We start from the raw sequence: 12,365 nt of genomic DNA on the forward strand, positions 1-12,365 counted from the left end.
ATTGTTGAATATGCTAGTTCTAAATATTTACTTTCCTTTTTGTGGAAGAATATTATAAAGTATTGTCATATCTATTAATATTTTTATATATTTTATTAATTAAGGCTGTTTATCAGTACGCTATGTTATTGAAAAACAATTATTTATATATGTATTAAAAGAGATGGAACATTTCTTTATGGCGTTAAAAGTATGGATATTTATTGATAAGGGCAAAGGGATAAACTCTTTTTTTAGAAAAATTATACATATAATAATATTTACATTATAATGTGTAATCACAATAATGGAATGTATAATTTACTCTGCATTTTTTGGACTAATTTTGTCCCCGGTTATAAATACACTTATTATTAGTAAAAGTATGGAACTTATCAACATCACAGATTCGGTTAGAGACGCTATCCGGATAGCTAAAACGTTAGCACAGGAATATGGTAATTCTCATTATTCTTCCGCTCATCTTCTTAAAGCTCTCATGCATAAAGAGGTCGGGCTACATGAGTTTCTGATTGCAATGGGTAAGGATATCGGATATTTGGAAGAATGGGCGGAAATCAGAATCGATGAATATCCCAAAGTGATTTCCGAGTCTGCTATATCCCCGGACGAACGTTTAGCCTTTATTTTTGAAGAAGCGGATTATGCCCGGATTTCTTTAGGTTTTTTAAAAATTGATTCTATATGCGTATTGCTGGCTTTAGTGAAACCGGAAGTCGGTTTTAGCACTGACCAGTTACGTTCTTTTCCTGTGCGGGAAAAAGAGATAATAGAGTTTTGCATGCTCGAAAAAGAATGTCGCACGAGCCTTTTTCCTGATGAAGAGAAAGATGCAAGCCAGGAAAGTTCCGCCGTGTTAAGTCAATATTGTATAGACAGAATGAAATTGCCTGTTGGAGAATGTCCCATAGTTGGGCGGGAGAAAGAGAAAAGAATGATGATTGAAATCCTGGGCAGGCGAAGCAGGTCGAATGTAGTGATAACCGGGGAATCGGGGGTAGGGAAGACAGCCTTGGTAGAAAGCCTCGTAAACGATATAATGAAGGGGATGGTACCGTCCTACCTGAAAGATACTAAAATCATAGAACTGGATAACGGAGCGCTTATTGCCGGAGCTACTTATAAAGGCGAAATAGAAGACCGTCTTAAAAAAATTATCAAAGATTTGCGGCGGACAGACAGTATTATTTTGTTTATTGACGACATACATATCCTTCTCGATATAAAACAGGGAAACAACGGAGCAGTCAACATACTCAAGCAAGAACTTGCCAAAGGGGGATTGACAGTTATCGGTACTACCACCTCTGACGAATATCGTAAACATATCGAGCCGGACAGCGCCCTTTGCAGATGTTTCGAGGAACTTCATATTGTTGAACCGGATATTCCTTCTGCCATCCTCATGGTGCAATCACAGTTGGAAGGCTATGTAGGATTTCACCGGATAGACGTGTCTGAAGATGCCGTAAGAGAATGTGTTTATTTATCAAAGCGTTATATTAAAGAACGCAGTTTGCCGGATGCTGCCATTGATTTGCTCGACAGGACTTTGTCGTCAGTGAAAATGAATAATGAGCTGATAGTTGCCGATACGGAAGAAGACAAAAAAACGATAATCGGTATTTATGAAGTGGCTGCTGTCGTTGCTGATAAGACAGGTATTCCTGTCGGAAAAATACAATCCGGCGAGAAAGAACGACTTTTGAATATGGAAGACAATCTGCGTAAAAGAGTAGTCGGTCAAGACCCTGCTTTGAAGACATTGACAGATGCTATCTTGGAGTCACGTAGCGGGATGAACCGTGTCGGACAACCGATAGGCTCTTTTTTCCTGCTCGGACCTACGGGAACCGGTAAGACAGAATTGGCGAAAGCGCTTGCTGAAACTCTGTTCAATGACGAAAAGGCTATGATTCGTTTTGATATGTCCGAGTTTAAAGAAGAGCATTCGGCCGCTCTGCTTTATGGAGCGCCGCCGGGATATGTTGGTTATGAAGAAGGAGGATTGCTCGTTAATAAAATAAGGCAGCAACCTTATGCGGTTGTTCTCTTTGATGAAATAGAAAAAGCGCACCCGTCTGTCTATGACATTTTCCTGCAAATCATGGACGAGGGCAAACTGCATGACAGGATGGGAAAAGAAGGGGATTTTTCCAATTCTATCATTCTTTTTACCTCCAATGTCGGAAGCGATTGGCTGAGCCGTGAGTTGGCAGCGGGTAATCGTCCTGCCACTTTGCAGATAATGGAAATGATGAGTTTGCATTTTCGTCCTGAGTTTTTGGCGCGGCTGTCAGAGATAGTCCCCTTTTCTCCAATTACAGATGCCATACTTTTAAAAATCTTCGATATTCAGTTTAAGAGTTTGCTCGGCATCCTTGAAGACAAAGGCATCTCCATTATTCTGAATGATGAAGTGAAAAAGAAATTGGCACAAAAAGGGTTTACAGCCCGGTATGGGGCACGGCAAGTCTCGGCAGTCATCAGAAACTATCTTCGCCGCCCTATCTCCCGCTTTATTATTAGCGGCAAACTGAACAAAGGGGATACGCTTGTCGCGGAGATGGACGCTGACGATTCTATCGTATGGGACATTCTGTCATCGGGTGCTGATAACAATAAAACGGACAGATTATGAAATCATCTTATTATAAGCTCCCTCTCAGGTTCGGTCAGATATTGGAAACTCCCGAAATGGAATTATCCCGCTGTACTTTGGTGCAATCTATCGAACAGCACTTGGAACTGCTGATAACCACTTGTCCCGGCGAGCATAAGTTCGACATGGATTATGGATCCAAAATATGGGAGTTGGACTTTGACCATACAGTCACCGGAAAACAATGGGAAGAATCTTTTGTGAAATACCTCAAAGCTTCGGTTTCCGTCTATGAACCCAGATTGGAACATATTGATGTCACTGTCTCTGCGATAGACGTTTCCAAAGTGGAAATGCCTTTTGCTGTAACTGCCGTCAAGAAAAAGGTGGACATACACATAAGAGGGCTTATCCGGGATACGGACGAAAAGTTTTCCTTTTATTATTGCATTTATTTGGGACCGCTTTCCAGTGAGTAAATCAATCATACTTATTACAATGGATACATATCTGAATGGAATCATAGCCAACTATTTGTTAATGCCCCTGATAGCAGTGGTTATGGGAGGGATTGCAATAGTCGTAGCTAAAAAGAATCATTTTCTGACTAAAAAAATGATTCTTTATTTTTTGTCGGGATGCGTCATTTTAGTACTGCCCTCGATTTCAGGACTATTTGTTTATAATTTTATGCCTTATGGTTATATCCTGTTACAACTGTTTTATTTCATAACCGGAGGACTGAACTTGCTAATTATGGACACTGTATTTGAAGATTCGGTTAAGAAGCATTACATTTTTGAGATTTCTTTTATCACGGTGATGACAGTAGCCGGCATGGCTTTTTTCTCGGTATTTTTTAATTTGTGTAATAAGTTGCACTATGGGATATGGGCTTCCACCTGCCTTCTTCCTTTTTTATTTCCCTCTGTTTATCGGAAAGCCTGCCGTTCATTTTGGGATATACCTGTCGAAGTGTATAAATTATGGCTTTATTCGTCTGAACAGGAGTATCACGGTCAGGAAGAGCCGGAGTATCAGCCGATGTTCGTTATTGATGTCGAGTTGACCAGAAAACCCGGAGATACGGATCCGTTTAGGCTTACTGCTAAAGTTTCCGGTAATATGAATTTCGGCCAATGGTTTAAATGTCTTCTTGACGAATACAATAAAAAGACACCTTCCAATCCGGTTCAATGCTACAATGGGCAGGAAGATTACGGTTGGGTTTTCTATGTCAAGCATTCATATTTTCATGCCCGAAGATATATTGATCCGGAAATGACCTTTAGTGCGAATAAATTAAAAAGAGAATACACGGTAGTAGCTCGCAGAGTTTTTGTAACCGATAAAGAAAAGAAAAATTAGTAGAGAGTAAAATGAAATATCGTTTAGTAAATTGGTGTCCCGGAGCGGAGTTGTCATCCGGTAAATTCATTCAGTCCGACAATTACTTTATAGAGACAATCAACGATTGCCGCTCTGCCGGTCTGAATCCCTTTAATTATGGGTTACTCCCTTGTAAAGACGGGCAGGAATCCTCTGTGATGTTTGAGATAAGCGAACGTATCACCAATCGTTTGGAAGTAACTCTGAAATATTGTGATGCAGTCACCCGGGAGGGAGCCAGGCTTTTTTATAATCATTTGTCAGGTGAACCTTTAGAAGCTGCCTATTCTTTTTCAGAAACCACCGAAGATACCGGTGGAGAAGCACGGTATCTCCATGTGCTTCTTTCTGTCGACCCTTTCAGCCGGGTAGCTACGGGCATACCGGATGAGAGGGAAGCTCCCTTGCATTATCCTGATATCGTACCTTGCTATCGCTTGTTTCTTCAGCCTGCCGGAGACACAAATATCCGGCAGTCGGGTGGACAATATCTGATTATCGGACGCATCAGAAGATTCAGAGGGCGTTGTGAGTTTGATATGGATTTTATCCCTCCTTCCACTTCGATGGCCTCCCATATTCGCTTGTCACGCTATCATCATCAATTTGCTTCTTTGGTGAATACCATTGAAACCAGTTCAATTCATATTATACAGAAAATCAATACTTCCCCTGATGTCAATAATATTTCGGCTAACTTGCAGGCTTTGTGCCACAGCTTGTTGTCGGAAATATCGAGAGTCTATTTTCCTTATATAAATGCCGGGCTTTTTTGGAGGCCGATAGAAGTGGTAGGTTGTTTTTCAACATTGGCTCACCGTCTTTTTGTGACTTTGCAGTGTATGGATAGAAAGGAAAAAGAACAACTTCTGAATTATTTTTATGAGTGGGACGATTTGAAGCCGGGTGATTTCGAATCGTTACTCAAGGAAATAACCGACATCCATTATAATCATTCTGCCATAAGCGAAGTAATGTTCCGGATCAGTAATTTTCTGATGATTCTATCCGGGTTATGGGCAAAAATGGCATCATTGGAATTGGTAGGTCAGCATAAAGAAAGCATCATAATTTCCGAGCGGGAGACGTCTCCGATATTGCCAAAGAAAAAAAGATGGTTTGATTAAAAAAGTGATAGCGTTGAATGAATAATGAATTCTTTTTAGAGAAGATAATATGATACATGTTCTTTTTAAGTTGAAGACCGGTGAGGAAAGATGGCTTTCCGGTATAAAATATAAATATTTTAGGAAGAGAGGTGAAGATGATAAAAGTTCTTATCCTTCAGGAAGACTCGAAGGAGGGCTTTTTGAAATTGAGTTCAATTCCACCGGTCATGATGAATTTTTTCTTGTATGGACTAAAGGGTGGACAATATATGCCGGTGAGTTTGTTTTTTATGATGCAGAACGGATTATTCCTCTTTTTAGAATAGAGTTTTGGGATTGTGCTTGTGTTTCTTTCGAAGAAATAATGACTTCCACGAGCGATGAAAGTATGAAAACAAAGCTTTTGCTTTCTCCTGCCATAACAAGGAACAGGCATGTATTACATGAAAAAACATGGAAAGTCACTGAATTGGATAATATTTCACTTGTGGCGGACGGTAGTACTGTGGAAAATGCAGTTATCACAGATGCGTATTGGATTGATAGTGATGGCAATCAACAAAGAGACTTTCCTGTAGACACTTCTATTACTTTGTATGTCGTACTGGATAACTATCAGTCTGGTAGTAATGTATCTTTGGAATTTGATACAAACAGTGATGGAAAGAGTTATAGAGGCAAATACTCCGGTGTGGCGGATAGGAATGGCATATTACAAATAGATGATTTTAAACTATTACAAATAAATAATTAGTTATGATACGAATAAGGATAACTTCACCTGACGAGAATGTAAGTGGCAGCGCTTATATAAATCTTGTTGACCCTCAAATAATAGAGGGGTATTGGTGGAGTAATGAAAAGCAGACAAGGATAAAATATGCGTATTTAGGTCAGACCGTAATCTTTCGGATAAAGACTGAAGATATGTACGGTGAACTTCTTTGTCTACGATTATATGATACTGAACAGAAAAAGTTTCTTGGTGATAAATCTTGGACGAGGGTATCGGATAATGAGACGGAAGTCGAACTGGAACTGAAAGAAATCTGGTGGTTCGAGCTTATAAGGTTTGGCGGGCGATTAGAGCTTTACTATGAAGTAGGAGTGGATAAATATCCTCAAATCGGTAAAAAACTTCCGGAAAATAGAAAGGATTACCTGACAATCATGCCCCGGTTATTGTATGTCGCTTCCCAATATGAGAATGGCAATTTACCATTTATCTATTCCAGAAGCGGTGAAGCTTTTTCTATCAAAGAAGCAATTCTAGACCCTGTTGTGAGTACTTTGGATGACCCTATTTCAACAGCTAAAGATATAGTATATGATTATTATATCACCAAATTGGATGGTAGTAAAGTTGGGAAATTAGCGCTAAAAGGTGTGAATGGAGTATTTAATTATGGCGGTACTGTGAAAGATTTAGCAGATGTTGTACGAAGCGAAGGGAAGAGTGTTTCAAGCATGACACTGCCACTCTCCGGAACTTTAGCTCCTCTTGCTGTTGCGGCAGATTTGGTAGTAAGTGACTTTTGCAAACAATTGGATGAAAAGCAAGAATTAGCGGATCGGATTGTTTTTCAACAAAAGAAACAAAAGGGATATAATGTAATACGGAAATATTTGTCGGATGAAGACCCATTGGAAGATAAATATACTTTGGTTGATATAACTCCCGGTATAGCTGTAGATATTGTGAAAGGAAAGTATAATTCACTAGTAGATATAGATGAAAATATAAGAATGATGGATGAAGGAGTCGAAAAGGACGTTGTTCTACTTTGTAGATATATTAAATTGAAAGATAATATCAAAATAGCAATAATAGAAGCATTTTATACCCGAAACTTATGAAAACAATCTTGATAATACTCTTATCGCTATTCCAAATAGCAGATAAACCTAATTATGTTATTATTAGACAGCAAGAAGGAACACGTTTTCCTCGCTTCGGCTATACTCCTGTCAAAGACAGAGTGATGCGGGTTCAATTCCCTATTGAATTTATAGTAGAGAATCCAACAGATACAGATACTGAAATTACAATGATAGATTATCGTACAGTTTCTGGTTACGGAATGAATAAACGTTTAGGCTGGTGGGGAGTAGATTTGCTTGAAGATCGAGGTGATACATTGATTAGTGTGACAAGCCAACAGGGTATTGAGTATATATACCCTAATGATAAACGTCATTATATCATCTTTACGGAACATACAGTCTATGATGATACCCTATTTCATAGCATCTTTAAAAAACAAATAGATATAATGAGACAGGATTCAGCCCCAGAGAAGAAGTTTATAAATCCTGAGACTTTAACATCTTTTCAATTGGCTTATTTAAGAGGAATGTTATCCAAAGATTCTTTAAAAATAATACTAGCTCACAATGAAGCCTGTTACCGGGCTTTTATTCCTATTGATGTGAACAAAGTAATGCCCTTGCATACTAAAAAGGATAAACATTCGGAAATACTTAAAACGATAAGAGATGAAGGCATTGAATAACCGCTCTATATTACTTGCTTATTATAGACTTTCTTTTTATCTCATATTGTCTGTTGTTATAGCTATTTCAATAATAGAAGCATTTTATACCCGAAACTTATGAAAACAATCTTGATAATACTCTTATCGCTATTCCAAATAGCAGATAAACCTGATACTGTGATAATTAAACAGGAGTCAGGAACACGTTTTCCTTGCTTTGGTTATCATCCGATAAAAGACAAAGTGATGCGGGTTGAATTTCCTATTGAGTTTACAATAGAAAATCCAACAGATACAGAAGATAGAATTACAATGATAAACTATCGTTGTATTTCCGGTTATTGGACAGAACGTTTAGGTTGGTGGAGAGTTGCACTGTTTGAAGACCGAGGTGATACATTGATTGGTATGACCGATCGCCAACGTATTCAATGTATATACCCTAATGATAAACGCCATTATATCATTTTTACAGAACACACAGTCTATAATGATACCTTATTTCATCGCATCTTTCAAAAGGAAATATCTAAGATGAAGTCTTCAGACAACTTCATGAACCCGGATACATTTACACCTTTGCAAATGAATTATTTGAAAGGAATGTTATCCAAAGATTCCCTAAGAATCGAAATCGCAGATGATAAAGCCAGTCGATGGTTTTATCTTCCTATTGATGTGAACAAAGTAATGCCCTTGCATACTGAAAGGAATAAACATTCGGAAATACTTAAAACGATAAGAGATGAAGGCATTGAATAACCGCTCTATATTACTTGCTTATTATAGACTTTCTTTTTATCTCATATTGTCTGCTGTTATAGCTATTTCAATAATAGAAGCATTTTATACTAGAAACTTATGAAAACAATCTTGATAATACTCTTATCGCTATTCCAAATAGCGGATAAACCTAATTATGTTATTATTAGACAGCAAGAAGGAACACGTTTTCCTCGCTTCGGCTATACTCCTGTCAAAGACAGAGTGATGCGGGTTCAATTCCCTATTGAATTTATAGTAGAGAATCCAACAGATACAGATACTGAAATTACAATGATAAATTATCGTACAGTTTCTGGTTACGGAATGAATAAACGTTTAGGCTGGTGGAGAGTAGCTTTGCTTGAAGATCGAGGTGATACATTGATTAGTGTGACAAGCCAACAGGGTATTGAGTATATATACCCTAATGATAAACGCCATTATATCATCTTTACGGAACATACAGTCTATGATGATACCCTATTTCATAGCATCTTTAAAAAACAAATAGATATAATGAGACAGGATTCAGCCCCAGAGAAGAAGTTTATAAATCCTGAGACTTTAACATCTTTTCAATTGGCTTATTTAAGAGGAATGTTATCCAAAGATTCTTTAAAAATAATACTAGCTCACAATGAAGCCTGTTACCGGGCTTTTATTCCTATTGATGTGAACAAAGTAATGCCCTTGCATACTAAAAAGGATAAACATTCGGAAATACTTAAAACGATAAGAGATGAAGGCATTGAATAACCGCTCTATATTGCTTGCTTATTATAGACTTTCTTTTTATCTCATATTGTCTGTTGTTATAGCTATTTCAATAATAGAAGCATTTTATACTAGAAACTTATGAAAACAATCTTGATAATACTCTTATCGCTATTCCAAATAGCAGATAAACCTGATACTGTGATAATTAAACAGGAATCAGGAACACGTTTTCCTTGCTTTGGTTATCATCCGATAAAAGACAAAGTGATGCGAGTTGAATTTCCTATTGAGTTTACAATAGAAAATCCAACAGATATAGAAAATAGAATAATGATGGTAGACTATCGTTGTATTTCCGGTTATTGGACAGAACGTTTAGGTTGGTGGGGAGTTGCACTGTTTGAAGACCGAGGTGATACATTGATTAGTGTGACAAGTCAACAGGGTATTGAGTATATATACCCTAATGATAAACGCCATTATATCATTTTTACAGAACACACAGTCTATAATGATACCTTATTTCATCGCATCTTTCAAAAGGAAATATCTAAGATGAAGTCTTCAGACAACTTCATGAACCCGGATACATTTACACCTTTGCAAATGAATTATTTGAAAGGAATGTTATCCAAAGATTCCCTAAGAATCGAAATCGCAGATGATAAAATCAGTCGATGGTTTTATCTTCCTATTGATGTGAACAAAGTAATGCCCTTGCATACTGAAAGGAATAAACATTCGGAAATACTTAAAACGATAAGAGATGAAGGCATTGAATAACCGCTCTATATTACTTGCCTATTATAGACTTTCTTTTTATCTCATATTGTCTGTTGTTATAGCTATTTCAATAATAGAAGCATTTTATACTAGAAACTTATGAAAACAATCTTGATAATACTCTTATCGCTATTCCAAATAGCAGATAAACCTAATTATGTTATTATTAGACAGCAAGAAGGAACACGTTTTCCTCGCTTCGGCTATACTCCTGTCAAAGACAGAGTGATGCGGGTTCAATTCCCTATTGAATTTATAGTAGAGAATCCAACAGATACAGATACTGAAATTACAATGATAAATTATCGTACAGTTTCTGGTTACGGAATGAATAAACGTTTAGGCTGGTGGAGAGTAGCTTTGCTTGAAGATCGCGGTGATACATTGATTAGTATAGCTGATCGACAACGTATTCAACGTATATATCCTGAAGAAAAGCGTCATTATATCATCTTTACGGAACATACAGTCTATGATGATACCCTATTTCATAGCATCTTTAAAAAACAAATAGATATAATGAGACAGGATTCAGCCCCAGAGAAGAAGTTTATAAATCCTGAGACTTTAACATCTTTTCAATTGGCTTATTTAAGAGGAATGTTATCCAAAGATTCTTTAAAAATAATACTAGCTCACAATGAAGCCTGTTACCGGGCTTTTATTCCTATTGATGTGAACAAAGTAATGCCCTTGCATACTAAAAAGGATAAACATTCGGAAATACTTAAAACGATAAGAGATGAAGGCATTGAATAACCGCTCTATATTACTTGCTTATTATAGACTTTCTTTTTATCTCATATTGTCTGTTGTTATAGCTATTTCAATAATAGAAGCATTTTATACTAGAAACTTATGAAAACAATCTTGATAATACTCTTATCGCTATTCCAAATAGCGGATAAACCTGATACTGTAATAATTAAACAGGAATCAGGAACACGTTTTCCTTGCTTTGGTTATCATCCGATAAAAGACAAAGTGATGCGAGTTGAATTTCCTATTGAGTTTACAATAGAAAATCCAACAGATACAGAAGATAGAATTACAATGATAAACTATCGTTGTATTTCCGGTTATTGGACAGAACGTTTAGGTTGGTGGAGAGTCGCACTATTTGAAGATCGAGGTGATACATTGATTAGTGTGACAAGTCAACAGGGTATTGAGTATATATACCCTAATGATAAACGCCATTATATCATTTTTACAGAACACACAGTCTATAATGATACCTTATTTCATCGCATCTTTCAAAAGGAAATATCTAAGATGAAGTCGTCAGACAACTTCATGAACCCGGATACATTTACACCTTTGCAAATGAATTATTTGAAAGGAATGTTATCCAAAGATTCCCTAAGAATCGAAATCGCAGATGATAAAATCAGTCGATGGTTTTATCTTCCTATTGATGTGAACAAAGTAATGCCCTTGCATACTGAAAGGAATAAACATTCGGAAATACTTAAAACGATAAGAGATGAAGGCATTGAATAACCGCTCTATATTACTTGCTTATTATAGACTTTCTTTTTATCTCATATTGTCTGTTGTTATAGCTATTTCATTTGTGGCAACATATTATAAGACAACAGCAGCCGAGCTTTCTCAAATCCATGCACAAGCGAAAATATATGAGAAAACATACTTGGAACAAGTAGAATTGATTAATGAGGTCGATTCCATTATCAATTATATCATTCTGCCGGATAAGAATCATTATGTCAATGAAGTCGTATTACGAAATGTAATAATGAAGAGGAGAACGGGAGCGATGAAACACATTGATCGGACAGAAGGAGAAGATTTCATCCTTACAAAAAAAATATTGAATGATATGGACATTTTTATAGAATTGAAAGACTCCATACGCTCGTTGAAAAGACAAGAAGATGTTCTTAAAAACAACATAATAAGATGTATAAGCAAGAAAAATGAAAAAGCATTGAAAATCTCGGTCAAGTCGGGAGCTTCGGTAAATAACGAATAAAAAAACGAATAAAATATGGAAAATAGCAGAAAAGAAAAAATAGCAGGTTTTAGCTATGTTTCGATTATCTTTCTAATTTTCTTTTTCTCTTGCGTCATAATATTGTTTTATCGGAATACAGATGTTGTGGCATCCGGACAAAAAGAATATGATATAGCAAAGATAGAGCAAATAGGCGAATTGCGGGATGTGCAAGGACAAGCAATGATAATAATTGATTCGGTTTACAGCAGAATAAGACACTTTAATCCGGAAATACGTGCCAATTATGAGGAAACGGAAATAAACTTCCTGTTGAATGACTTGAAGAATCTATATGAATCACATACTTGGGATCCCCGTTACAAGATCTTTCTCCAGTTTGCAGACTGTTGTGAAATGTGGCTCACTGATAAGAAAGAAATTTGGAGCAAGAAAAATAATATCTCCGGCTTCACCAGAAACTTGGAAGCTTGTGAAGCCGGGATTGCCGGACAGGAAAAGGTTGTAATCGAAAATGATAAATAATG

The 12,365-nt window shown here is 36.8% G+C and carries 14 protein-coding genes; all 14 read left to right on the top strand.

Going from position 1 to position 12,365, the window contains the following annotated elements:
• Positions 1-364 precede the first annotated feature (364 nt).
• The 14 genes from BacF7301_RS12105 to BacF7301_RS12170 all read left to right on the top strand — a co-directional run bounded on the left by BacF7301_RS12105 (position 365) and on the right by BacF7301_RS12170 (position 12,363).
• The gene (locus tag BacF7301_RS12105) at positions 365-2,641 is read left to right on the top strand and encodes an AAA family ATPase (RefSeq protein ID WP_167963119.1); all 2,277 of its coding nucleotides are present in this window, start codon (positions 365-367) and stop codon (positions 2,639-2,641) included.
• A complete protein-coding gene (locus tag BacF7301_RS12110) occupies positions 2,638-3,081 on the top strand; it encodes a GPW/gp25 family protein (RefSeq protein ID WP_167963120.1) in 444 nt (147 codons plus the stop codon). Before BacF7301_RS12105 ends, BacF7301_RS12110 begins: the two co-directional genes overlap by 4 nt.
• 19 nt (positions 3,082-3,100) lie before the next feature.
• Complete coding sequence (locus tag BacF7301_RS12115) at positions 3,101-3,970, top strand: TssN family type VI secretion system protein (protein ID WP_167963121.1); 870 nt, start codon at positions 3,101-3,103, stop codon at positions 3,968-3,970.
• Positions 3,971-3,981: 11 nt separating this feature from the next.
• Positions 3,982-5,118 (top strand): hypothetical protein, encoded by a 1,137-nt coding sequence (locus tag BacF7301_RS12120; protein ID WP_167963122.1) that lies wholly within the window; start codon positions 3,982-3,984, stop codon positions 5,116-5,118.
• 49 nt (positions 5,119-5,167) lie between these two features.
• Entirely contained in the window at positions 5,168-5,854 is a 687-nt protein-coding gene (tssD, locus tag BacF7301_RS12125) for a type VI secretion system tube protein TssD (protein WP_167963123.1), read from the top strand.
• A gap of 2 nt (positions 5,855-5,856) precedes the next feature.
• Complete coding sequence (locus tag BacF7301_RS12130) at positions 5,857-6,957, top strand: hypothetical protein (RefSeq protein ID WP_167963124.1); 1,101 nt, start codon at positions 5,857-5,859, stop codon at positions 6,955-6,957.
• Positions 6,954-7,613, top strand: a complete 660-nt coding sequence (locus BacF7301_RS12135; RefSeq protein WP_167963125.1) for a hypothetical protein — start codon at positions 6,954-6,956, stop codon at positions 7,611-7,613. The genes BacF7301_RS12130 and BacF7301_RS12135 overlap by 4 nt, the downstream gene beginning before the upstream one ends.
• A 99-nt stretch (positions 7,614-7,712) precedes the next feature.
• Entirely contained in the window at positions 7,713-8,357 is a 645-nt protein-coding gene (locus BacF7301_RS12140; protein ID WP_167963126.1) for a hypothetical protein, read from the top strand.
• Between the two features lie 99 nt (positions 8,358-8,456).
• The gene (locus BacF7301_RS12145; RefSeq protein ID WP_167963128.1) at positions 8,457-9,116 is read left to right on the top strand and encodes a hypothetical protein; all 660 of its coding nucleotides are present in this window, start codon (positions 8,457-8,459) and stop codon (positions 9,114-9,116) included.
• Positions 9,117-9,215: 99 nt separating this feature from the next.
• Entirely contained in the window at positions 9,216-9,860 is a 645-nt protein-coding gene (locus tag BacF7301_RS12150; protein WP_167963130.1) for a hypothetical protein, read from the top strand.
• 99 nt (positions 9,861-9,959) lie between these two features.
• Positions 9,960-10,619 (top strand): hypothetical protein, encoded by a 660-nt coding sequence (locus BacF7301_RS12155; protein ID WP_167963132.1) that lies wholly within the window; start codon positions 9,960-9,962, stop codon positions 10,617-10,619.
• A 99-nt stretch (positions 10,620-10,718) separates the two neighbouring features.
• Positions 10,719-11,363, top strand: coding sequence for a hypothetical protein (locus tag BacF7301_RS12160; RefSeq protein ID WP_167963134.1), 645 nt, complete (start codon positions 10,719-10,721; stop codon positions 11,361-11,363).
• Positions 11,347-11,856, top strand: coding sequence for a hypothetical protein (locus BacF7301_RS12165; protein WP_167963136.1), 510 nt, complete (start codon positions 11,347-11,349; stop codon positions 11,854-11,856). Before BacF7301_RS12160 ends, BacF7301_RS12165 begins: the two co-directional genes overlap by 17 nt.
• Before the next feature lie 15 nt (positions 11,857-11,871).
• On the top strand, positions 11,872-12,363 hold the full coding sequence (locus tag BacF7301_RS12170; protein WP_167963137.1) for a type VI secretion system transmembrane protein TssO: 492 nt from the start codon (positions 11,872-11,874) through the stop codon (positions 12,361-12,363).
• Positions 12,364-12,365 lie beyond the last annotated feature (2 nt).

The sequence above is a fragment of the Bacteroides faecium genome, assembly GCF_012113595.1.
GTDB lineage: Bacteria > Bacteroidota > Bacteroidia > Bacteroidales > Bacteroidaceae > Bacteroides > Bacteroides faecium.

Coding starts and splice junctions, on each gene's coding strand:
- BacF7301_RS12120 (WP_167963122.1), top strand. CDS start 3,982: ATGAAATATCGTTTAGTAAATTGGTGTCCCGGAGCGGAGTTGTCATCC.
- BacF7301_RS12140 (WP_167963126.1), top strand. CDS start 7,713: ATGAAAACAATCTTGATAATACTCTTATCGCTATTCCAAATAGCAGAT.
- BacF7301_RS12165 (WP_167963136.1), top strand. CDS start 11,347: ATGAAGGCATTGAATAACCGCTCTATATTACTTGCTTATTATAGACTT.
- BacF7301_RS12135 (WP_167963125.1), top strand. CDS start 6,954: ATGAAAACAATCTTGATAATACTCTTATCGCTATTCCAAATAGCAGAT.
- BacF7301_RS12115 (WP_167963121.1), top strand. CDS start 3,101: ATGGATACATATCTGAATGGAATCATAGCCAACTATTTGTTAATGCCC.
- BacF7301_RS12105 (WP_167963119.1), top strand. CDS start 365: ATGGAACTTATCAACATCACAGATTCGGTTAGAGACGCTATCCGGATA.
- BacF7301_RS12160 (WP_167963134.1), top strand. CDS start 10,719: ATGAAAACAATCTTGATAATACTCTTATCGCTATTCCAAATAGCGGAT.
- tssD (WP_167963123.1), top strand. CDS start 5,168: ATGATACATGTTCTTTTTAAGTTGAAGACCGGTGAGGAAAGATGGCTT.
- BacF7301_RS12170 (WP_167963137.1), top strand. CDS start 11,872: ATGGAAAATAGCAGAAAAGAAAAAATAGCAGGTTTTAGCTATGTTTCG.
- BacF7301_RS12150 (WP_167963130.1), top strand. CDS start 9,216: ATGAAAACAATCTTGATAATACTCTTATCGCTATTCCAAATAGCAGAT.
- BacF7301_RS12145 (WP_167963128.1), top strand. CDS start 8,457: ATGAAAACAATCTTGATAATACTCTTATCGCTATTCCAAATAGCGGAT.
- BacF7301_RS12155 (WP_167963132.1), top strand. CDS start 9,960: ATGAAAACAATCTTGATAATACTCTTATCGCTATTCCAAATAGCAGAT.
- BacF7301_RS12130 (WP_167963124.1), top strand. CDS start 5,857: ATGATACGAATAAGGATAACTTCACCTGACGAGAATGTAAGTGGCAGC.
- BacF7301_RS12110 (WP_167963120.1), top strand. CDS start 2,638: ATGAAATCATCTTATTATAAGCTCCCTCTCAGGTTCGGTCAGATATTG.